A 25,233-nucleotide genomic window follows, 5' to 3' on the forward strand; every position below is an offset into this window, starting at 1 on the left:
GCATTAACCGAGTATTTTGAACAATTCTTCTTCTTCTTTCCTTCAATTCACCAATTAAGTGGGTGAGTGGAATTAAATATAAGATCAACGTAGGTTGGGTTGAAGTATGAAACCCAACATCCCCATGGGTCTCGTTACTCGACCCACCCTACAAATAATTGTGCCTCCCTTATAATTATCGTGCTTTTGACCTAAATCAAAAACCGGTGATTAGTTTGGCAATTCTGGGAGATGAGAGAGCTGATTGGCAACCAGAAAGTTATAATCATAACATAGGAGGGTGTGAAGTAACCCTGAAATTCCCCATAGTAAAATTACTCAGCTATGAAGCCAAATGGTCAGAGCTAGAAGAAAGTAATAATCCTTTTGCTATCATAGTGATGGCACATTTAAAGACAAAAGCAACCACCCGGAACCTAGGGGAGAGAGAAAAATGGAAATGGAGTTTAATCAGGGGATTATATGATAAGGGGTTCCATAGAGAGCAAATAATTCGATTATTTGGGATAATTGACATTATGATGGAGTTACCCAAAAAGTTACAGGAAAGTTTGGATAGTAAGATAAAGACATTTGAGGAGGATAGAAAGATGCCGTTATTAACTAATATGGAGTTAAGAGGAATAGAGACTGGTAAGGAAATTGGCAAGGAAATTGGTAAGGAAATTGGTAAGGAAATCGGGAGGGAAATTGGCATATTAGAAAAAGCTCATGAAGATGTGAAGCTGGTGTTGAGAACAAGATTGGGTGACATACCAGTGAAAATTGAGCAAGCTGTGGATAAAATATCAGTATTGTCTATTTTAGATGAGCTGTTAAAAGTGGCAATCAAAGTTGATTGTTTTGAGGACTTTCATCAATCCTTAGTCAAATTGTCTCCTAAAGTTCCCGAATCAAATGAGTCAGATAAGAGCTAATTATGACGAACCATGGAAAGAAGCATTAACCGAGTATTTTGAACAATTCTTCTTCTTCTTTCCTTCAATTCACCAATTAAGTGGGTGAGTGGAATTAAATATAAGATCAACGTAGGTTGGGTTGAAGTATGAAACCCAACATCCCCATGGGTCTCGTTACTCGACCCACCCTACAAATAATTGTGCCTCCCTTATAATTATCGTGCTTTTGACCTAAATCAAAAACCGGTGATTAGTTTGGCAATTCTGGGAGATGAGAGAGCTGATTGGCAACCAGAAAGTTATAATCATAACATAGGAGGGTGTGAAGTAACCCTGAAATTCCCCATAGTAAAATTACTCAGCTATGAAGCCAAATGGTCAGAGCTAGAAGAAAGTAATAATCCTTTTGCTATCATAGTGATGGCACATTTAAAGACAAAAGCAACCACCCGGAACCTAGGGGAGAGAGAAAAATGGAAATGGAGTTTAATCAGGGGATTATATGATAAGGGGTTCCATAGAGAGCAAATAATTCGATTATTTGGGATAATTGACATCATGATGGAGTTACCCAAAAAGTTACAGGAAAGTTTGGATACATATTGGGATCTTAAAACTGTAAACACACAAAAACGGTTCTAATCAATTCCTGTCTCTAAAGAGCAGGGAGAAGTCCACTCCACAATGGGAACTCTATTTTCAAATTCCCACCTGATAATTACCACATTTTTTGAGTCACGCATTAAGCGATCGCATTTTATTTTAACTAGAATTAAGAGAGAGAGTGCTTTGTAATCGCCCTTATGATTTAAACTGGAATATAGCGCAACTTCATCATGCAGTCTAAATTTTAGGGTATTGTTATCAACAGAGTTGACAAAGGGAAAAATATGTTGTACTGCGATGTGGCTGTATTTGAGGCAGTAATGTTTGTGTTAGAAAAAAGGATTTTTGACTTAATTATCTACCCATTCCAATTATTCTTTCTGGGATCATCCCAAATATATTGGGTATACTTGTTGGGATCTGTGCTAATTGCTATAGTAATATATGTTTACGTTAAAAAGTGGCAAGAAGATGTGACTTTTTTGCAATACATATTACCCAAAGAAGTCTATACACATCCATCATCAGTTACTCAGTACAAATACTTTTTTGCCATTGCCTTATTTGAAATAGTTTTTGTAGAGCCAATAGCAATATATTTAGATAACATTGCGGATATAACTAACAAAGCTCTGACAGAAATAACGAATATTACAGCACCCTGGGCTATTTCTAACGCCCATATCTGGCATAACTTAATATTTACTTTGTTCATAGGATTATTGGCTGACTTCGCTAATTTTTTCTACCATTATCTCTCTCACAAAAACCAGACTTTATGGCAATTTCATAAGGTGCATCACTCTGCTGAAGTGATCACACCTTTGACTGTATATCGAACCCACCCAGTTGAGTTGCTTGTGGGAATAATAATCATTACTACAGCCACGGGTTTAGGAACTGGTATCTGGAGCTATTTGTTTGGTACAGAAATAAAACGTCTATTAGTTTGTGGAGTTAGTCTCGATCTCTTTATCTTTTATTTAGCTGGATATAACTTGCGTCATTCTCATATCTGGTTAGCTTACCCCAAATGGGTTAGCCACATTTTTATCAGTCCAGCACAACACCAAATTCATCATAGTGTGGATCCAAAGCATTATGATAAAAACTTTGGTTATATTTTTGGAATTTGGGACTGGATTTTTGGCTCTTTATATATCCCAACTAGTTATGAAAAACTGAATTTTGGTTTGGCTAATGGAGAATCCAATTTATTTAATAGTGTCTCCAATATATTTTTACAACCATTTAAATCAATTTTGCAGCAAATCAAGCAAATCAATCAAACCACAGTCTGAATTCCAGTGATCAATTGTAGTCCCGTCTATATTACATATAAGTTAATACTAATCTGATAGTATGATATATTCTCAAAACAAGTCTGTTCACGAGCTGTTTATGCAGCAAGTAGAAAAATCGCCTGATGCAGTGGCAATAATCTTTGAAAATCAGCAGTTGACCTATGGAGAATTAAACTGTAAAGCCAATCAACTAGCGCATTATTTGCAATCGATTGGTGTAGGACCAGAGGTGTTTGTAGGTCTTTGTGTAACTCGTTCCATAGAAATAGTTATTGGAATTATGGGTATCCTCAAAGCGGGTGGTGCTTATGTTCCTTTGGACCCTGCTTATCCCCAGGAAAGGCTAGCATTTATGCTAGAGGATGCCAAGCCAAAGGTAGTTTTAACTGAAAATCAGTGTTTAGAGGCGCTGCCTATTATCAACGCCACGGTTTTATGTTTAGATGCGGACTGGCAAAAAATTGAGCAACAAAGTGAAGATAATCCCAGTTGTGATGTTACACCAGATAATTTGGCCTACTTAATATATACTTCTGGCTCTACTGGTAAGCCAAAAGGAGTACAAATGCCCCATAGCAGTATTGTGAATTATCTCCAGGGTATAACTAAAATAATCCCGGTTGATAACCAAGATATTTACCTGCATACAGCATCTTTCTCATTTACTGCTTCAGTCAGACAACTATTCCTACCCTTATCCCAAGGCGCAGCTGTTGTTATTGCTACCCGTGAAAAAACCAGAGATCCCCTTAGGTTATTTGAACTAATTGAAACACAAGAGGTCACTATCTGTGATGGCGTGCCCTCGGTGTGGCGTTATGGACTCATGGCTTTGGAAAGTTTAGACAAAAAATATACAGTAGCTATAGGGGAATCAAAGCTAAAATACCTCATATTTGGCGGGGAGTTACTACCTTATCAACTAATTAAGAAATTACGTAACCTATTTCAAACTCCACCTCAATTTTTTAATATCCTAGGTCAAACGGAAACTATTGGTAATGCTTTTTATCCCATTCCTGAAAACTGCGATATTGAACAAGGATATGTTCCCGTTGGTAATCCCCTCCAAGACATGCAACAGGTTTACGTCCTCAACTCCCAACTGGAACCGGTGAAAAATGGAGAATCTGGAGAACTGCACATAGCTGGTGGTACATTAGCACGTGGTTATTTAAACCGCGTCCATGCCAATGCTGAAAAATTTATTAATAATCCCTTTAATCCCCAGCAAAAACTTTTCAAAACCGGGGATGTAGCTCGACACTGCCAAGATGGTACTTTAGAAATTCTTGGTCGGATTGACTTTCAGGTAAATATCCGAGGGATGCGCGTAGAACTGGAAGAAATTGAAGCCATATTAAAACTGCATCCCTCAGTTCGAGAAGGTGCAATTAGCCTCCGAGAGGATATACCGGGAGATCAGCGCTTGGTTGCCTATATCGTCCCTAACACTCAAACCTTAGACTTGGCAGAAATTCGGAACTTTATAGAGCATAAACTACCAGATTATATGGTTCCTAATGCCTTTGTGTTGATAGAAAAACTGCCAGTATTACCCAACGGAAAGTTAGACAGGAATAATTTACCCGTACCAAATCTATCTGCTGGAATTAGTAACTTTGTTGCACCCCGTAACCCCCAAGAAGAACTAATAGCTAACATTTGGGGAGAAGTTTTAGGACTGGAGAAAGTAGGCATTTATGACAACTTTTTAGAATTGGGGGGACATTCTCTACTTGCCAGTTTAGTTGTATCAAGATTGCGCGAAGCCCTATCTTTGGAGCTATCCATCAGCATTTTATTTGAAGCGCCAACTATAGCTAGTTTAAGCGAAAAAGTTACAACTTTTCAGGATGATTTTCATCCCACTAATTCCCTCCCAATTTTACAGCCAGTTTCCCGAACTGCAGAATCACCTTTATCTTTGATTCAACAGAGATTTTGGATTCTTGACCAAATGGAAGGAGCAAATGCAGCTTACAATATTACCAGAGCTTTGCACTTATTTGGTTCCCTGAATTTAATGGCACTTCAACAAGCAGTGCAGTCAATTATTCAACGTCACGAAACCCTGCGTACTTCTTTTGGTATATCAGAAGGAAAACCAGTGCAATTTATTGCAGAAACTTTATCATTCACCTTACCATTAGTAGATTTACAAACCCTAGCAGAAGTTGAAAGAGAGGCAGAATTACAACGCTTAATTACCGCTGAATATACAGAAGCTTTTGATTTAAGCCAAGCCCCTCTACTAAGAGTAAAACTGATTCGCCTGGAATCAAATTCCCATATTTTGCTAGTCACCATGCACCACATAATCTCGGATGCTTGGTCAGTAGCAATTTTCTTCAAGGAATTGTCGAGTTTATATGGAAATTCTCCCCTGGCAAACTTGCCAGTTCAGTATGCAGATTATGCTTACTGGCAACGTCAAGGGCTGCAAAATGATGTTATCAATACCCAGATAAGCTATTGGAAACAACAGTTAGCAGACGCTCCATCAATCATAGAATTACCAACAGATTACCCCCGTTCCGCTGTTCAAACATTTCGCGGTAGTATCCACCGGTTTAGATTGGGTAATGACCTGACTAACAAACTGAAAATATTAAGTCAGAAGTCGGGTACTTCTCTATTTATGACGCTGCAAGCAGCTTTTGTCACCTTTCTTTATCGTTACACTGGCCAAGAAGATATTGTTATTGGCTCCCCTATTACTAACCGCAATCGTCAAGCCCTCGAGTCATTAATTGGGTTTTTTGTCAACACTTTAGTTTTACGTACTCGCTTAGAAAACAATCCTACGTTTAAACAACTATTATCCCAGGTGCGACAGGTTGCTCTTGATGCTTATGTTCATCAAGACTTACCTTTTGATACCCTAGTTGAAGCTCTACAACCCAAACGGCACAAAAATCTCAGTCCCCTGTTTCAGGTAATGTTTGTATTGCAAAATTCTCCCTTGGAAAAATTCAACTTACCAGGTCTGAATGTAACCCAAATTGAATTAAATAGACCTACAGCAGGAGCGACTTTTGATTTGACCCTGTCGATGCAAGAAGTAAATTTAGAACTCATAGGAGCCTTTGAATATAACGCCAATTTGTTTGACACCACAACCATCGCCCGCATGGTAGATAATTTTCAAACTTTGGTGGAGTCTATTGTTAGTAATCCTGATGAAAAGGTGGGAGAATTACCATTACTCTCAGCAGCGCAAAAACATCAGCTACTTGTGGAATGGAATAACACACAAACTGATTATCCTCACCAATGTATTCATCAATTATTTGAGCAACAAGTAGAAAGAACACCAGATGCGATCGCTATCCAATGGGAAAATCAACAACTTACCTATCGGGAGTTAAATAATCAAGCCAATCAACTAGCCCACTATTTGCAGTTTCTGGGTGTTAGTGCACAAACTTTGGTGGGAATTTATTTAGAGCGATCGCCTAAAATCATCATCGCCATGCTAGGGATCCTGAAAGCTGGAGGTGCTTATTTACCATTGGATCCTAGCCATCCGAGCGATCGCTTGACATTTATGCTGCAAGATGCAAAAGCCTTTTTACTTTTGACAGAACAGCAGCTAGGGGGAAAACTGACCAATGTTGAGCAGATTTGTTTAGATCGGGACTGGTCCATCATTGCCCAAAGGAACCAACAGAACTTGAACTGCGATACTACCCCGGATAATTTGGCTCATGTTATTTACACATCAGGGTCAACGGGTCAACCTAAAGGTGTGATGGTTACTCATTGCGGGGTAGTGCGGTTAGTAGTCAATACTGACTATGTAAACTTGCAACCGACAGATGTAATTGCACAAGCTTCTAATACTGGCTTTGACGCTGCTACCTTTGAGATTTGGGGAGCATTACTCAATGGTGCAAAACTCGTAATTCTCGATAGAGAAACCATACTATCACCACGAGATTTTGCCAGTAGCTTACAAACCCACGGTATTACCATCTTGCTTATCACGACCGCACTATTTAACCAAATGGTTCAACAAGTACCGATGGCATTTCGACATTTACACTACTTATTAAAGCAGTTGGCCTATTGGGTAGAGAAATTAACCAATACCTCACAAATAGCTGATAATTTTTCTAACATTCCGCCACAGGTGAGTAGGAGTGCATCCGTTTATTCCATAGTTTTATCAGCCAGTATGGTTAGGTCAATTGAAGCCTTCAGTCTTGAGCAAAAAGTTACTATCTTTGTGATTATCATCACTGCTCTGAACATACTTTTGTTTAATTACAGCGGTAAAAACGATATTTTAGTAATGACAACAGTTGGTAATCGTAGTTCAGTGGAAACTGAAACAATGCTCGGTTGCTTCATCAACGATGTAATTTTGCACTCTCATTTCTCATCTGAGGAAACCGCACTTACTCTTCTAGAACAAGTCCAACAAACCCTCATAGAAGCAATCAACAATAAAGAAATTGCCTCTCGAACAGTCATTGACACTATCACCAGTAAACAACCACTGAATATCTCTGCATCCCTAACTATGTTACCCCCACAAAATTGGCATAACCGGATGTTGGATTTTGAATTTGTATCGATTAAGCGTGATCTGAGTTTATGGGATGAAGAAATTCCTTTAGAAATTTATGTTTCTTCACCTTCAGTAAATAATCCCACCATTGAAATTAAAGTTTTTTACAGCACGGAGCTATTTACAAATGATACTATAGAGTTTATGTTTACTTATTACCAAGAAATTCTCCAAAAAATTGTGCAAAATCCAAACAGACCAATTACCCAATTTGGATAATTACAATTCCATGCCTGTTTTAACTGCCAAATTACCTTGCTAACTGAAAATATTGAAATAAGTAGGGAGGCACAATTATTTGTATTTGTAGGATGGGTCTCGTTCCTCGACCCGTGCGGGCGTTGGGTTTCATACTTCAACCCAACCTACGTTCATCTTATATTTAATTTCACCCACCCACTTATACAGTCATAACTGTTACTATGTTAGATAACGACCCAACAGAATTAAAACAAAAACCCAGTTTTGCATCATCTTTATTTAAGTGGACTGGGGACCGTTCCAATCAGCAAGCAGAGAAAGCTCCCAGCATGAGCGTTTTTGTCCTCATCTGGATTGGCCAAGTATTATCTCTGGTTGGCTCTCGCATGACCAGTTTTGCTTTAAGTATTTGGCTTTACCAACATACTAATTCAGCCACCCAATTCACCCTCCTAATTCTATCAACGACTTTACCTACGATTATTATCTCTCCCATTGCAGGAGTAGTTGTTGACCGCTTTCCCCGACGCTGGATTATGATTATTAGTGACTTCTGTGCTGGTTTATGTACCTTAACTATTGCTTGGTTATTTATGAATAACCAGCTAGAAGTGTGGACTCTGTGCCTAATTAGCGCCTTTAATGCTAGTTTTAGTGCATTTCAAGCCCTCGCTTATTCTTCAGCTACCACATTATTAGTCCCAAAAGAACAACTGGGTCGCGCCAGTTCCATGACCCAAATTAGATTAGCTGTTGCAGAAATTCTCTCACCAGTGGTAGCAACTGTACTCTTAGTGAGCGTTGAAATTCCCGGAGTGGTTCTCATTGATTTATGTACTTTGTGTTTTGCCTTGCTTTGCTTATTGGTCGTGAATTTCCCCGAAGTTAAAACCAAAGAAACTGAAACCGAGGAAGCTGGTTTATTCTCTTCATTCTGGCAAGAATTATCCTTTGGATGGTATTATTTTATCGAGAGACCTGGACTAATTGGCCTAGTCTTTCTTATTGCAATCGCCAACTTTCTTATTGGTGGTGCTGAAGCTCTCACCACACCTCTAGTTCTTTCCTTTGCTTCAACAGAAGCACTAGGTACAATCTCTTCCATAGCAAGCTCTGGAATGTTAGTTAGCAGTTTTATCATCAGCATCTGGGGAGGACCAAAGCGCCAAATCAACCTCATCTTTACCTCGATGTTTTTCTTAGGTATATTCTATATTGTAGCCGGGTTACGTCCTAACCCAATTCTGTTTACCATCTCCGATTTCTTTATATTTCTTATGGTCCCCATTGTTAATGGTGCAATCCAGGTAATTTATCAAAAGAAAGTTGCTCCAGAAGTGCAAGGAAAAGTCTTTGCCTTCCGCATAGCAGTTACTCAAGGTTTTCTACCCCTTTCTTTTCTGCTAGCAGGACCACTAGCTGATCAACTATTTGAACCCTTTATGCAAGCTGACGGACCAGCAGCAAACACCATTGGACAAATAATTGGTATTGGCCATGGTCGCGGTATTGGTTTAATGTTCGTCATCATGGGCCTATTTAGCATCCTTTTTACTTTCATTTGCTACTTTTATCCCCGTCTGCGTCTTGTAGAAGATGAGTTACCAGATACAAGGTTGGGTTGAGTTTAATACGAAACCCAACCTACGTTAATCTTATATTTAATTCCACTGAGCCACTTAATAATTTCTGATACTATATTGACATGGGGTAATTAACCCACATCTAATAAATTATGCGAACAGTCCGGTTATGGTAAGTAAAAAACCCAAACCTCAGAAAAAAAAGTCTTCCGACACCCTAAATAGAGACTGGCACCGCCTCTTAGGAATGTTTATGACCGTCCACTTCTATAATAGCCCTTATGAGGTAGAAGTAGAAAAGGATCTAACCATCAGAAAACAACTGCTAGACATCATAGTCATTAAGAGATATAAAGACAGTGGATTCAATTTGTATCCAGCAGGTTTAGAAAACATGTCTAAACACAACCTAATCAGCTATAAGTCCATTCATGAATCATTCACAGTTTGGTCACTAATGGAACTAATAGGACACTATGTCAATTATCGGAAGCAAACAAGTAAATCCTTGTCGAACCTGCTACCAGAGGAGGATTACAGACTGTACGGATTAACAACCCACGAACCGACCCAATTAATGGGGAGATTAAAATGGAAAACTGTCAGTGAAGGGGTTTATGATATAGAATGTGTTAGCATGAACGTGAGACTGATAGTGCTGTCGAAAATACCCAAAAGTGTCAACAATGAGTTGTGGAGACTGTTTAGTGCGAGAGCAGAAGTGGTGGAAGAAGCGATTAGCCATTATCAAGAAAGTTATCGCAAGAGCGAGTATAGCATATTAATGCAACAACTATATGAGTTTTACTTAAAGGAGAAACTGCCAATGACATACACATTAGAGCAATTCAAAAAAGATTTTGTAATAAGTCACTTGAGAGAGATACCAACTGAAGAAGTGTTGAAGCAATATTCTCCCGAAGAGGTATTAAAGCAATATTCTCCCGAAGAGGTGTTAAAGCAATATTCTCCCGAAGAGGTGTTAAAGCAATATTCTCCTCAGGACCTCCTAGAAGGACTTTCACCAGAGACGCTACAGCACTTGGCAGTTATTCTGTCTCAATTGGGTGTCAACCAAATAAAAAATCAGGAGCAATGATATTGGGATCTTAAAACTGTCAACACACAACAACCGTTCTTGGGAACTCTATTTTCAAATTCCCACCTGATAATTACCACATTTTTTTTGAGTCCGCATTAAGCGATCGCATTTTATTTTAACTCGTAAGTAAGTCTATTGCACCTTTATAACTTTATAAAGTGTTAGGAGAAAAAACCTACTCAAAAAACCTACTCATTGTAAACCTATATATTTGTGTGTTTGTAAAGAAAGTTTATAATCGGGTTTTTGTTGTAATAACTGCAAAATCAGAGCCAGTGATTTTGATGAACTATTCCACTCAGGTTGTAGGTAGACACACAAATCAGGGTGTGCGGATAACTGTTCTTGATAAAAATCAATTTCCTGACCAGTTTCTATAACTATTTTCGCTTCATTAGCTCTACTCCAAAACTGATTCTGTACTGGATATTTAGGGTTAATATGTTCCTTGGGAGATAGGGTGATCCAAGCTGATAAAGGAACTTCTTTCCAAAAAGATCCTGATGTTTCAATATTAACTTGTTTACCAGCATCTAACAAGGCCTCAACTAATTCAGGTAAATGCTTGTGAATGAATGGTTCTCCACCACTAATAACTATTCTCGGAGATTTTAGTTCTGCTAGAAGCTCACCAATGGTACGCTCAAATCGTGGTAAGTTTGCCCCACCATCCGCATAACCAGTGTCACACCAAGGACAGCTCAATGGACAACCAGACAAGCGAATAAAATCTACTAAAGAACCAGTCCAATACCCTTCACCTTGAACTGTACTCTGAAAAGTTTCATGAATGGGTAGCTTGATTTCTAAAATCGACATTTCTCTGGTTTTCTACTCATAAGGTGGATGACTATATTTTCTTACGAGAAAATATTCTCAAGTTTATTTTATACCAATAAAACTTACCTAAAACTACTCCAATTGAACTTTTAAGAAAAGTTGAGTTACTTGTATATATATTACAAAAATGAGTCAGTCCCAAGATTTGGAATTACACTGCAGGTACATCAGATAAATAGCATAATAATAAGGAGTCGAAGTTTATGATGATCTCCAAATCGCTTTCTAGAGTTGTTCAATTTCTCAGTGAAGCTTTTATGCGCATATTCAGCCCCACCGATGATGCTTATCCCATGACTGGTTTTCAACCTTTTACCGGTGTACCCTATAAGAGGGGTAGATTAGCATCCTGGTAAGTGGATATTACTACAGAACCGCGCTACGGTCTATAAACCTAACTGGTTGAATGATCCTAGCGCTTTGACTTCTCTATCAAAAAGAAGCTTTGCCAATTGATGCTTCATAAGAACCACGCTATGGTCTGCAAACCTATCTGGATAAAACATAACATAAAATATAATAGCCCCTCCTCAAAAATGCGATCGCCTGTTATACTAGTTCTTGAGTGCTGCTAACCTAAACAGATGTCTAAATTGAGTATTCAGGAACGATTAAATCAACTACTACCTAAACTACAAGACTCCCGACTGTTGGGCAATCGTGGTATTGGCAATGAGATTGGTTTCTACGTTTTTGATTATGCTCCAGAAGATGAACTATATGTCCAAGAATATACTAAAATACTTATTTCGCAGTTAACTAGGGATCCAATAAATCTAGTCGTTAAAGAATTCAATCTGTATAACATAATCCTAGAGATATTACAAGAAAAAGGAATTCTCAATAAAGCTTTTATTGTAGAAGCGAAAGAAGGACACAAATCTCTCTGGAATAAAATCCAACCCATAGTTAGACCCGAAAAGGTGATTACTCAGATCCAAAACCATCTCCAGGGGAACGAACAATTAGTATTCCTGACTGGAGTTGGAGCGAGTTGGCCCCTAATTAGATCCCACAGTATTTTGAATGGTCTACAACCTTATCTTGACCACATTCCCTTAGTGCTGTTCTTTCCTGGATCCTATGATGGACATGAACTCTGTTTATTTAATACCTTTAAAAGTGATAACTATTATCGAGCTTTTGCTTTAATACCACATCATGGAGCTGTCTATGAACATTGCTGAACTGTTTGCCAAGGATATTAACCGCAGTATTAATGGTGTCATCAAGGTGGGACAGCAGGATGATACTAATATCCGTCAAGAGTTAGAAGAGTATGTAGTTACCGAAGAACTCAAAAAGCATTTTTATACCTTTTTTGGCAGATTTGCTGAATCAATTGAAAGTCCCACGGATAAGATGGGTGTGTGGATTTCCGGATTCTTTGGTTCTGGCAAATCTCATTTTTTGAAAATACTTTCCTATCTACTAGAAAACCGTTCAGTGGGAAATAATCGGGCTTTAGATTACTTTGATTCCCAAAGAATTCCCGATCCATCCCTGTTGGCAAATATTGCCTTATCAGCACAAACTCACTGTGATGTAATTCTCTTTAATATTGATTCTAAGGCGGATGCCAATAACAAAAATGACAAAGAAACCATTACCAAGGTGTTCCAAAAAGTCTTTGACGACCATTTAGGGTATTTTGGCACAACACCGGAAATTGCCCGATTTGAACGTCAATTAGCGAGTCAAGGTAAGTATCAGCCCTTCAAAGAGGCTTTTTATCGCCAAACCAACCAATCCTGGGAAGAAACTCGAGAAGCTTGGGCCTTTTATCAAGATGATATTGTTGCTGCTTTAACCGTTAGCACAGGAATGAGTGGAGAACAGGCTAATCGCCTATTAAAGTTCAATGAGAAATATACTTTAAGTCCAGAAGACTTTGCTAAAACGGTTAAAGAGTATTTACACACCAAGGGACCAAAACATCGCCTAGTTTTTATGGTAGATGAAGTAGGTCAGTATATTGGCGAAGATACCAAATTAATGCTCAATCTGCAAACAGTAGTGGAAGATCTGGGTATCCATAGTCAGGGAAGAGCTTGGGTGGTGGTGACATCCCAAGAAGCTATGGATGAAATCACCAAAAACAAAATCAAGGGGGAAGACTTCTCTAAAATTATTGGGCGCTTTCATCGTCCTCTGAATTTATCTTCTGCTAATACTGATGAGGTAATTAAATTACGGTTATTGTCTAAAACTGACGAAGCCAAAAAACGTTTAAAAGTTTTATATACCGAAAAAATTGCCATTCTCACAAACCAAATCACATTTAAGGACTCTGCGGATATGCCAGGGTATAAGGATGCACAGGATTTTGTGGCAGCCTATCCGTTTATTCCCTATCAGTTTTATCTGTTGCAGAAGGTATTTACCCAAATTCGGCTAATGGGTTCTGCGGGTAAACATTTAGCATCAGGAGAACGCTCCTTGCTGGATGCTTTTCAGGTTGCTTCCCAAGCAATTTCCGCACAATCCCTGGGTAAGTTAGTTCCTTTTCATACTTTTTATTTGGCCATTGAGGGTTTTTTGGATAGTGTTATTAGTCAGGTGATTACCCAGGCTACGAATAATCCCCAACTAAAGGAGTTTGATATTCAGCTCTTAAAAACCCTATTTATGATTAAATATATTAAAGAGATTAGGGCAAACTTAGAAAACTTAACGACTTTGAGTTTAACCGACATAGATGAAGATAGACTAGGCTTGAAAAAACAAGTAGCAGAAGCCCTGGGAAGATTGGAAAAACAAACCCTAATTCAGCGTAATACAGATGAATACATATTTCTCACAAACGAAGAGCAAGATATTAGTAAAGAAATTAAAAACACAAGGGTGAACCCAGGGGAGATTTACAAAAAACTGCAAGAATGGGTGTGGGGATCAATTTTGACCGATAGGGAATTCAAATTTGGTAAACGTAAGTATTCATTCAATCGAAAGTTAGATGAGCGTGATCATGGAAAGAAATTACAAGAACTAACTGTGCATATTATTACTCCCTATGGAGAAAACTATGCTGAATTTGAGAACAATACAAAGTGTCTAATCACAACCCAGTCAAGTCCAGAGTTATTAATTAGGCTAGGGAATGAGGATCACCTTTTGCAAGACTTAGAGACGTTTAGTCAAACCGATCAGTATTTGCGCCAAAAAGCCGGTAGTAATCTTAGTCCCAGTATTCAAAAGATTATAACAGCACGGAAAGATGAAAATACACAGCGGGAGAAAAATATCAAAGATAGCCTACAAAAACTTATTGCCAGTGCGGATGTGTTTAGTTATGGCAATAAAGTAGAAATTACTCGAACTGAATTTGCAACAGAGTTATTAAAACAAGCTCTTACCTATTTAATTAACAATGCCTACAGCAAGTTAAAATACATCGATAGTGGATTTGAAAATTCAGATCAGGTGAAAAATGCCTTAACTCGTCATATCCAAGAAAAGACCACCGATGGAGAGGTGGTTAAGGACGTTAATATATCCGCACGAAAAGACATGGAATCTTTTTTGCATAGTCAAAATAAACATCATCCAACTACGATTAAATCTTTAATAGATAAATTTACCTGTACTCCCTATGGTTGGTCAGAGCTAGACACCCTAGGGATAATGGCAGAGTTGGCTAATGCAGGTGTAGTTGAATTGAGACACGCACAAAATAAGGTCAATCTACAAGAGGAAGGACTAATAGATAAGTTACTTTCTCGCGATGGTAAAGAAACTTATATTGTGAGATTGGCTAGTACCATTGATCCAGCTAGTTTAAAGGTGGCTAGAGACTTAGCCAGTCAATTACTTGATAAGAATATACTAGACATACCTACGGAAAGTGGCAAATTATTTCAAACCTATGAAGAACTTTTATGGCAACATGTTCAAAGGTTAAAAGAATGGTTAAAACTGACTCAAGAACAGCAATTACCATTTGGGAATTTGCTGAAAGACCACATAGCCATGCTAGAAGAGCTAAGAACGGATAACTCTCATGAACAGGAGTTTTTTCAGCTTGTTCGTGGTCGTCGGGATGACCTGGAAGAATATATTGATGACTTACAAAAGTTAAGGTCTTTCTTCACCTCACAACTGAAAATATTTCAAGAAGCTCAACAGAGTTTAAAAGAGTTGAAACCAGAATTGCGCCATATTGAGGAAGAGGAACTGCTGGAGCAGGTAAAATCAGTTGAGGAAATTCTCAATATGGATGACCCAACCAGTAAAATACAGCTGTTGCCAAATTTGCTGAAACCAGTGCAGCAAAAAATACAGGAAATCCTCCGACAAAAGATTGGAGAACTGCATCGGGAAATGGAAAACCAAGAAAAAGAAATACGCGATTATATTCAGGAGCAATACCCAGCGATTGTCAATGAAATTTCTGAGATCACGCAGGAGATAAACAATTTTCACCCATCGGAAATCAAAACTATTGATTCAGCGATCGCCCATCGGAGCGAATTAAGCGACAAGACAAACCAGTTATGGAAGAAAATAGATGCTGAAGCTCAAAAAGTTCAAGAAAAATTGGGCAAATCATATCATACAGCAAACCACATACCAGAGCAAGTAAAACCCATCACTTTTATTCAGTTGGGGAGGTTTACTCCCAGCAAAGTGCTAGAAAATGAAGAAGATGTGGAGGTGTATCTGGGAGTATTGCGGGAGGAATTTCTCAAACAGATTCAAACAGGTTACAGAATCCGTTTGGAGAGATGATGCCAAAATAATGTGATAAATATAATGTGATAAATTTTGTGTGTTTTCTAACGAATCTGAACTTATGACTAGACGACTTATGCAATCTGTAAGACTAGTAATAGCATGTATACTAGCTTTCCTACTTACTCATCAAGGAACTGCAATAGCAGATAATTGTCCCACCAAAGGATGCGCTCAAAAATATACTTTAGCATTATCCTGGCAACCTGGATTTTGTGAAACCCATGGGGATAAAGCAGAATGTCAGGAACAAACAGCAACCAGCTACGATGCTAGTAACTTCACCTTACATGGATTATGGCCGGATAAGTTGGAATACTGTAATGTTTCCGCTAGTAATATCAAGAACGACAAAACCGGGAACTGGAAAGATTTACCCACAGTGGAGGTAGACGGAGAAACTACTGATGAATTAGATGAAGTAATGCCGGGTTTTGGAGAGTCTAGTCTTGAACGTCATGAATGGATCAAACATGGAACCTGTGATGGGAGAAACTCGGATGATTACTATGATTTATCTGTAGACCTACTGAAGGAATTTAATGATTCTCAAGTGCGAAATTTGTTTGTTGAGCACATAGGTGAAACAATCTCCCTAGATCAGGTAAAAACAGCATTTGAAGGAACTTTTGGCAGTGGTAGTTCTTCCAGTTTGAGTCTTAAATGCGATTCTAGGAACAATTTGGCCACCGAAATTCGTCTGAAAATCAAACGCCCTCAGGTTGGTCAAAAACTGGCGGATCTCCTACTTCCCAGTGGTGGTCAGTCTTGTAGTCAAGTTGTGGTTGATGGCTTTGGTGTTAGCAGTTTAAACTAATAAAGATTTTTTAAAAAATTTTTTGGTTTGCTAGAGTCCCTGGTGTTTTCAACCAGGGAAAAGTCAAAAATAAAACTAGTAAGTAGATATGCACAATTATTTGTAGGATGGGTCGAGTAACGAGACCCATGGGGGTGTTGGGTTTCATACTTCAACCCAACCTACGTTCATCTTATATTTAATTCCACCCACTTACTTATTCAACTTTTGTTATGAATAGAACCACTATTAAAAACTTTGCCATTTGGGCACGGAACCATCTAAAAGAACAGGTAAGCACTCGTGCTACCCAACTTACCATTACCGAAAAAACCATTACCGAAAAGACCATTACTGACCAAAGGACCTTTGCGGGAGGTTTATTGAGTGGGGAGCAAACTCTCAATAGCGAGGAAGCTAAACAATATCAACAACTACATTCCCATATAGAATATTTATTAAAACAACAAGCATCTAAAAATTTAGACAAAAAGTTAACTAAACAAGTTGATAGTGTTCTGGATATACTGATTGAGGAAATTGCCTATACCTGGTTTAACCGATTAGTAGCACTGCGCTTTATGGAGGTTAAGGGCTATATCGGAAGGGTGTTAAGTAGTAGCGATCGCAGTTTGGTAGATCCGGACATTTTGCGAGATAGGGATTCCATAGCAGATACGGGAGAAATAGCTGGAATTAATCGAGAAACCCTGAAAAAATGGGAGGATCTAGCAAGTAAACAGACTAATCCGGATGAATATCTATACCGTCAATTATTATTAGCCCAGTGTCAGGCCTTGTCTTCTAGTGTACCAGCTTTATTTGATACGGGATATCCAGCATTATTTTTGCCAGTTAATCTACTAGGTCAAGATTCAATCGTCGGGAGACTGGTGAAGGAAATTGCCCAGGAAGATTGGGAAGATATAGAAATAGTGGGATGGCTATATCAATTTTATATTTCTGAGCGCAAAGACCAGGTAATTGGAGCCAAATCTAAGATAGAAGCTAAGGATATACCAGCAGCAACTCAACTATTCACACCTCGTTGGATTGTGCAGTATATGGTAGAAAATAGTTTAGGCAGGTTATGGTTAGAAAACCACCCCCAATCAAATTTACGGGAAAAAATGCCCTATTATTTGGAGGGTGAGAAAATCAGGGGTGGGGAAGAACAAGAAGAACAATCAGGGGACACAGCTCCATTGTTGGGATTATTGAACCCAACACCCCCCAGTTTCAAGAAGGTAAGTCCAGGAATTCCTTTAACACCGGAGGAGTTAACAGTAATTGATCCAGCTTGTGGGAGTGGACATATTTTGGTCTATGCTTTCGATTTGTTGGTGGAAATTTATAAGGAGCAGGGATATTTGGAAAAGGATATTCCCGGACTCATCTTAACTCATAATTTGTATGGATTGGATATAGATGAAAGAGCTGTACAGTTAGCAAGTTTTGCAGTTTTAATGAAGGCAAGGGCTATAAATAAGCGTGTTTTTAAAAATGCTCCTACCGCTCCTACTTTGAATATTAAAACTGTGCGCTGTACACGGGGGTATAAGTTACCAACCATACAAGGGGTTGTTGAGAAGGATTGGCAACCTCTAGTGGAGGCTTTTTCTGATGCAGATAATTTAGGGAGTTTGATTACCCCGCCATCTTTTAATGGCACGATTTTGAGAAAGCAATTGGCAGATTTAGCATTGGATAATCCTCTTTTTCAACAGGAAGTTGTTGGTTTTTTACGTCATTTAGTTGATCAGGCTGAATTATTGAGTAATCAGTATTGGGTAGTGGTGGCAAATCCTCCTTATATGGGGAATAGGAGTTTGAATGATGTCCTCAAGACCTTTGCTAGTAAAAATTACGCCAATTCCAAGTCAGATGCTTTCTCCATGTTTATTGAACGCTTTTTGACCATGATTTTCAAAAACGGGTTCATTGGATTCATGACACCTTTTACATGGATGTTTCTAAGCTCCTATGAAAAATTACGTAAAAATATATTAAATACCACAACAATAACAAGTTTGATAAGACCAGAATATCATGCCTTTTTTGATTCTGCTTATGTCCCAATATGTACCTTTACCTTATTAAATAGAAGTTTACCAGAACATCAAGGAATATTTATTGACCTTAATCAATTTTATGGATCAGAGATCCAACCAGTCAAGTTGCTAGAAGCTATCAAAAATCCTAATTGCGGGTATCTTTATTATGCTAAGTCGGCTGATTTCTGCAAAATTCCAGGAAGTGCGATCGCCTATTGGGTGAGTGATAAGATTTTAGAGATTTTTCAACAATCCAAACCCCTGAATGATATTGCTAACCCATGTGTTGGACTGCAAACTGGTAATAATGATAGATTTCTGAGATTATGGACAGAAGTTAACATTAATAATATAGGTTTTGGATTAGATAGCAGAGAAGCGGCAAAAAAATCTGGAAAAAAATGGTTTCCCTATAATAAAGGCGGGGAATTTAGAAAATGGTATGGCAATCAGGAATATGTTGTTAATTGGGAAAATGATGGTTTCGAGATTCGTAATTTTGGCACTGAACATGGACTAAAAGCTAGATCCCGTCCCCAAAACACAGATAAATATTTTCAAGAAAGTATAACTTGGTCTTTTGTAAGTTCTTCATATTTTGGAGTTAGATATTCGCCCAAAGGATTTATTTTTGATGTAGGAGGATCTTCCATATTCCCGCACTCTCAAATAATCATTAACCTAGTGGGACTCCTATGCAGTAAAGTGATTTCCAGTTTCATGGAAATCATGAACCCCACCCTTAATTTTCAAGTAGGAAATGTTGCTAACCTACCTATTATTACCTCCCTACAAGATAGTGTTTTTAATCAATCCATAGAACAAGCGATTAACATTGCTAAAGAAGACTGGGATAACTTTGAAACTTCCTGGGACTTCCAAACCCACCCCTTACTGCGAGAAAACTCCCCCAATATATCCACATCCTTCACCAATTGGCAAAACCGCACAGAAACCGCATTTCGACAACTCCAACTGCTAGAAGAAGAAAATAACCGATACTGGATAAAATCCTACGGACTAGAAACAGAACTCACACCAGAAGTCCCAGAAGACCAAGTCACCATCCACCGCGCAGACCCACAACGAGATATGCGCTCCCTCATTTCCTACATAATTGGCTGTATCATGGGTAGATATAGACTTGACAAACCCGGAATCATTCACGCTGGAAGCAAATTCGACCCATCCCTACACCAAAAATTCCCAGCTAGTAATGATGCCATAATCCCCATCACAGATCAAACCTACTTCCCCAATGACATCCTTACTCGTTTTGAAGAATTCCTGCAAATTGCCTGGGATCCCAATAACCTGAGTGCAAACCTCAAATTCATTGCTGACACCCTCACCATCAAAAACTCAGAAAGTCCACGAGAACGGATCCGACGCTACTTCCTACAAGAATTTATCTCCGACCATATCCAAACCTATAAAAAACGCCCCATATACTGGTTATTCACTAGCGGGAAAAAACGAGCCTTTAATGCCTTAATCTATTTACACCGCTACCAGGAAGATACCCTTTCCCGTATGCGCACAGACTATGTCCTAGAATTACAAATCAAACTCCAAGGAGAAATCACTAAATATCAAAAACAACTGGAAATCAGCACTAACAATGCAGATAAAAAAATTGCCACCAAGCGTCTCAAAGAATTACAAGACCAACAGTCAGAACTAGCAGAATATCAAGAAAAACTGCAACATTTAGCTGATGCTCGAATTAAACTAGACTTAGATGATGGTGTAGCATATAACTACTGTCAATTCAAAGGACTAGTCTATGAGGGCACTGACCTTAAAATTGCTGACTTAGAAAAAGCATCACAATGGAAAAATTGAGAGAGACGAAAATGAACACATGAACATCACACGTATCAAAAACCTACTGCAAAATCTATTTCAAGAAGATTCCCGTTGGCCTCACCACCAAAGACGAGTTGTATTTTGGTATGACCCAGATGGGCAATTTGTCAGTATTTTTGAGGAGTTAGAAATAAATGATGTCAAAAAAATTCAACTGGGTGACACCCCATTCACTCTTAAATATCGTCTCTTTATTGAAGAACCTGAGCAAAATTTCTTACTTTATGCCCCCTTTCCTCCACCGGAACCCCAAGACAACTGGCTCTTAGATATCGAAAAAAGCAGTTTAACCTTCTCCGCTGACCCAGCAGCTCTAATTTATGCTGACCTGGGTCTACGCGATCGCTCTTTAGAAGAGACTATTCGCCAATATCTCAAAAAATTCTTTAATTGTAAAAAGCGGATAGGTCATTTACAATCCATGGCTATTTCTCCCGACACGGAAGAAAAAGGACTACTACTGGCCATGCTTTCGGTTTTAGTCAATTTAAAAGTTCCTGATGGTAATCTTTTAATTCGTGAAGTATTACTAAAAGGATTATTAGAGTCTGATAACCCTATCTGGCAAGATATTGTGCGATTTGTTTCCGCTCAAGCTTTTTGGGATGTGGTAGAAGAATACACTGGTTTCTCATCTAATACTCCTAGCCTAAATAAGCTATTCACCCATCTGCTCATTACCCATTTTAGTATATCCTTAAATACCCCATCTTCACGAACCCTAATTAAAGAATCACCATTAACTGAAAAAATAGCAGATAAAATTATCAAACCAGGACAACGAGCCTACTCATTCATAGACCAGTGGATGCGCGATGATAAACATCGCGAAGGTTGGCAAAAACTCAGTGAAGAAATTAGCGAACAATTACAAATATTTGACCTCATCGAAAATGAACCACCAGAGATTCTATACAGATCTGCTAGTTTTGAAGTGATAGACCAAGTGTTAATTCGTAGTTGTGTAAAAACCCTCCGCACTGCTTTTGCACAAATCTCCCTTCCAGAAACTGTACCCCTAGAAGTAAAATCCTGGAAACAATGGTTAAAACCTCGTTCCGAGTTGATTTGGTACTCTAAATACAAATATGTCTATCAAGCTCTAGAATCAGCGATCGCACTTTGGGAAATACAACAACAATATCCAAAAGGATTTGAGTCAACTCCCAAACCCCTATTTCAAGAATATACGGAAAACCTATACAAATTCGACCAAGAATATCGCCACTTCATTTTAGCCAGTACCCAATCTTTAGGGGATATTATTAAAGAACTAATGGAAGATATAGACAACTTTTATACCCAATGGTTTTTAGAAAATCTCGGTTCCTCCTGGTCTAATGTTCTCAGCAAGAATAGCAATTGGGAACTAACGGATATTCCCCCCCAACAGCGATTCTTTCGTAGATATGTGTTACCCATTCTGCAACGAAATAACAAAGAAAGAGTATTTGTCATTATTTCTGATGCTTTTCGCTATGAGGTAGCCAAAGAACTGGTAGAAATAATCCAACAAAACTTACGAGGAGAAATCCAAATAGAACCAGTTCTCGGTGTTTTACCCAGTATTACCCGTCTGGGAATGGCAGCTCTCCTACCCGGATCTAAGTTGGAATTAATACCAAATAGTGAGGATGTGTTAGTAGATAGCATGAGTACGAAAAGCAGTAAGACTAGGGAAAACGTACTAAATCAAAACAGCTCTGTACAAGCAAAAGTGATAGAAGCTAAAGAGCTATTAACAAAGAATACGGAAAACGCCAAAAAAATAGTACAACCCAACAGACTAATTTATATATATCACAATGTAATTGATGCCATTGGTGACCAAGCATCTAGTGAATCTCATGTTTTTTCGGCTTGTCAAACAGCTATTGAAGACCTGTTAAGACTAGTCAAAAAAATTTGTAATTCCCTGAATGGAAAAAATGTTATTATTACAGCAGACCATGGATTCTTATATCAAAGACCTGGGCTTGAACCAAGAGATAAACTGGTCATGCCATCGGATCAATGTATCTTAGAGAAAACACGTCGTTATCTACTAACAAGTAAACAACTGAATGATAACACCCTACAGAATTTTAAACTCCCTTATGTTCAAGAGGAAGTATTTGCAGCGGTTCCCCGAGGGACATTAAGATTTGCAGTGCAAGGAGGAGGATCAAGATTTGTCCATGGAGGAGCATCCCTACAGGAAATTTGCGTCCCCGTAATCTATTATCAGCAAAAACCAGCCAAAGGTGACGAAGGACTACCGCGCAAAGTGGAAGTAGAAACAATTGGCACTAATAAAAGAGTTAGCAATAACCGATTTACGGTCAGAATACTACAAACTGAGCCAGTACAAGGAAGATGGCGTCCTCGTAAGATTACAGTTGCCATGTATGACATTCAAGGTAATATTCAAATTACAGATGAGTGCACCACCAACCTAGATAGAACCAGTCAGCATATCAAAGAGCGAGAAATGGAGATAAGATTAATGATAACCACAAGTGTTCCACCCACGGAAGGTTACCTAATTATCAAAGACCAAGAAGACCAAACTGAACTGGTCAAAGAAAAATGGAGAATCAGTCTCGGAATTGCCAATGATTTTGGCGACTTTTAATTTTGCCGACTTTTCATAAACCTCACCCAGCTCCCCCCCATGCACGACCTCAATCACAAACTTAACACCCATTATCCTGGAAAAGTTGTACGCAAGGACTTAACCAAGCGTATTAAGGAAGGTGCTAATGTACCTGTTTATGTGTTGGAATATCTATTGGGTATGTACTGTGCTACCGATGATGAAACTACTATTGAGGAAGGGGTAGAGCGAGTAAAAAAGATTCTTGCCCAAAATTATGTACGTCCAGATGAAGCAGAACTAGTAAAGTCTAAAATTAGAGAGTTAGGGCGTTTTACAGTTATAGATCAAGTTAGCGTCACATTAAATGAAAAGAATGATATTTACCAGGGGACATTAACCAATCTAGGGATAAAAAATCTAGTCATAGATCCGGAGATTGTCAAAACCAACTCTAAATTATTGGGTAGTGGAATTTGGTGCATTTTGCAACTAGAGTATGAAGCAGGAGCAAAACCAAGTCCTTTTATTGTGAGTAGTTTAAAACCAGTACAAATGCCCACAATAGACATGGAAGAACTATTTGGTACTCGTTTAGCTTTTACCCGTAGTGAATGGATTGATATTCTAATTAGATCCACAGGAATTGAGCCAACTACCCTCAAAGAAGAAGTAAAATGGCACTTACTAGCTAGATTGATACCTTTGTGCGAGAACAACTATAATAGTTGTGAACTCGGACCTCGCTCCACGGGTAAGTCTCATGTGTATAAAGAGGTTTCTCCCAATTCTATCTTGATTTCGGGAGGTAAAACCACAGTAGCCAATTTGTTTTACAATATGTCCACCCGTCGAATTGGACTAGTGGGTTTATTCGACGTAGTAGCTTTTGATGAAGTTGCGGGAATCAGCTTTCATGATAACGATGGTGTGCAGATTATGAAAGATTATATGGCATCGGGCTCTTTCGCACGAGGAAAAGCGGAAATTAGTGCCAATGCTTCTATGGTATTTGTGGGTAACATTGATCATAGCGTAGAATCTCTAGTTAAAACATCTCATCTGCTGGCACCTTTTCCTCAAGCAATGATAGACACGGCATTTTTTGACCGATTTCACGCCTATATACCAGGGTGGGAAGTGCCTAAATTTAGTCCGGAGAACTTTACCAATCAATATGGTTTTATAGTAGATTATTTAGCTGAATGGCTGCGGGAAATGCGTAAACGTAGTTTTGCTGATGTCTTAGATAAATACTTTCGTCTTGGTAATAATCTAAAACAAAGAGACGTGCAAGCAGTGCGCAAAACAGTTTCAGGCATGCTAAAACTAATTTTTCCCGATGGCTCATTTAGTAAGGAAGATGTACGGGATGCTTTAATATATGCCCTAAAAGTAAGGAGGCGAATCAAAGAGCAGCTGAAAAAAATTGGTGGCATGGAATTTTATGATGTGCATTTTAGCTACATTGATTTGGAAACAATGGAAGAGCAGTTTGTTTCGGTTCCAGAACAGGGAGCAGCAACCCTAATTAGTCCAGATATTTTAAATCCCGGTCACCTTCACTTCATCAGTCCCACAGACAACAATGTAATTGGCGCTTTCAAACTGGAATTACAAACAGTCATAGGTAGCGGTAAATTAACCCGCACAGGAATGGCCAACACATCCAAAATCAAAGATAGTTTAAACATAGCCATGAACTATTTTAAAGCCAACTCCCAACGAGTGAGCAGCGGTATTATTCCCACTAACTGGGACTTTTTGTTACAAATAATAGACCTGCAAGGTAGTGGAATTCCCCAAGAAAGTGGACTAGCTCTACTCATCTCATTATGCTCCGCCACTCTTAAACGCAGTCTTCAAGCCCAACTAGTCATTTTGGGAGAAATGACCCTAGGTGGTACTATTACACCAGTCACTAACCTAGCTACTAGTTTACAAGTAGCATTTGATGCTGGTGCTAAACGAATTCTTTTACCCATGAGCAGCGCAGTAGATATTGCCAGTGTTCCTCCTGAATTGTTTGCCAAATTCCAAACTTCGTTTTACACTGACCCTGTTGATGCTGTATTTAAAGCCTTGTCCGTAGATTAG

At 38.6% G+C, this 25,233-nt stretch carries 14 protein-coding genes; 13 read left to right on the plus strand and 1 reads right to left on the minus strand.

The features are described from left to right. Positions 1-158: 158 nt before the first annotated feature. From C6N34_RS02520 to C6N34_RS02545, 6 genes are all read left to right on the plus strand, one after another. Positions 159-917, plus strand: coding sequence for a hypothetical protein (locus C6N34_RS02520; protein ID WP_236107356.1), 759 nt, complete (start codon positions 159-161; stop codon positions 915-917). 180 nt (positions 918-1,097) lie between these two features. Beyond that, complete coding sequence (locus C6N34_RS02525) at positions 1,098-1,541, plus strand: hypothetical protein (RefSeq protein ID WP_236107358.1); 444 nt, start codon at positions 1,098-1,100, stop codon at positions 1,539-1,541. Positions 1,542-1,789: 248 nt separating this feature from the next. After that, positions 1,790-2,806, plus strand: a complete 1,017-nt coding sequence (locus C6N34_RS02530; protein ID WP_236107359.1) for a sterol desaturase family protein — start codon at positions 1,790-1,792, stop codon at positions 2,804-2,806. 61 nt (positions 2,807-2,867) lie between these two features. Continuing rightward, positions 2,868-7,604, plus strand: a complete 4,737-nt coding sequence (locus C6N34_RS02535) for a non-ribosomal peptide synthetase (protein WP_115538430.1) — start codon at positions 2,868-2,870, stop codon at positions 7,602-7,604. 203 nt (positions 7,605-7,807) lie between these two features. Further along, a complete protein-coding gene (locus tag C6N34_RS02540) occupies positions 7,808-9,211 on the plus strand; it encodes an MFS transporter (RefSeq protein ID WP_115538431.1) in 1,404 nt (467 codons plus the stop codon). A 211-nt stretch (positions 9,212-9,422) separates the two neighbouring features. Next, complete coding sequence (locus C6N34_RS02545) at positions 9,423-10,268, plus strand: hypothetical protein (RefSeq protein ID WP_236107361.1); 846 nt, start codon at positions 9,423-9,425, stop codon at positions 10,266-10,268. 195 nt (positions 10,269-10,463) lie between these two features. On the opposite strand, the gene C6N34_RS02550 is transcribed toward C6N34_RS02545, so the two are convergent. Beyond that, complete coding sequence (locus C6N34_RS02550) at positions 10,464-11,090, minus strand: 7-carboxy-7-deazaguanine synthase QueE (protein ID WP_115538433.1); 627 nt, start codon at positions 11,088-11,090, stop codon at positions 10,464-10,466. Positions 11,091-11,314: 224 nt separating this feature from the next. Here C6N34_RS02550 and C6N34_RS02555 point away from each other — a divergent pair, with 224 nt between their 5' ends. From C6N34_RS02555 to brxL, 7 genes are all read left to right on the plus strand, one after another. Next, positions 11,315-11,467 carry a hypothetical protein gene (locus C6N34_RS02555; protein ID WP_057176922.1) on the plus strand — a complete coding sequence of 51 codons (153 nt, stop codon included), beginning with the start codon at positions 11,315-11,317 and terminating at the stop codon, positions 11,465-11,467. 228 nt (positions 11,468-11,695) lie between these two features. After that, positions 11,696-12,298, plus strand: a complete 603-nt coding sequence (locus C6N34_RS02560; protein ID WP_115538434.1) for a DUF1788 domain-containing protein — start codon at positions 11,696-11,698, stop codon at positions 12,296-12,298. Further along, positions 12,285-15,839, plus strand: coding sequence for a BREX system P-loop protein BrxC (gene brxC / locus C6N34_RS02565; protein WP_115538435.1), 3,555 nt, complete (start codon positions 12,285-12,287; stop codon positions 15,837-15,839). Before C6N34_RS02560 ends, brxC begins: the two co-directional genes overlap by 14 nt. Positions 15,840-15,903: 64 nt before the next feature. Then, on the plus strand, positions 15,904-16,659 hold the full coding sequence (locus C6N34_RS02570) for a ribonuclease T2 family protein (protein ID WP_181884023.1): 756 nt from the start codon (positions 15,904-15,906) through the stop codon (positions 16,657-16,659). A gap of 212 nt (positions 16,660-16,871) precedes the next feature. Continuing rightward, positions 16,872-20,537: a BREX-1 system adenine-specific DNA-methyltransferase PglX gene (gene pglX, locus C6N34_RS02575; RefSeq protein ID WP_115538437.1), complete on the plus strand. Its 3,666-nt coding sequence runs from the start codon at positions 16,872-16,874 to the stop codon at positions 20,535-20,537. A 19-nt stretch (positions 20,538-20,556) separates the two neighbouring features. Continuing rightward, positions 20,557-23,175 carry a BREX-1 system phosphatase PglZ type A gene (gene pglZ / locus C6N34_RS02580; RefSeq protein ID WP_115538438.1) on the plus strand — a complete coding sequence of 873 codons (2,619 nt, stop codon included), beginning with the start codon at positions 20,557-20,559 and terminating at the stop codon, positions 23,173-23,175. A 39-nt stretch (positions 23,176-23,214) separates the two neighbouring features. Next, entirely contained in the window at positions 23,215-25,233 is a 2,019-nt protein-coding gene (gene brxL / locus C6N34_RS02585; RefSeq protein WP_115538439.1) for a protease Lon-related BREX system protein BrxL, read from the plus strand.

Source organism: Cylindrospermopsis raciborskii Cr2010, assembly GCF_003367075.2.
GTDB classification, from domain to species: Bacteria; Cyanobacteriota; Cyanobacteriia; order Cyanobacteriales; family Nostocaceae; genus Raphidiopsis; species Raphidiopsis raciborskii.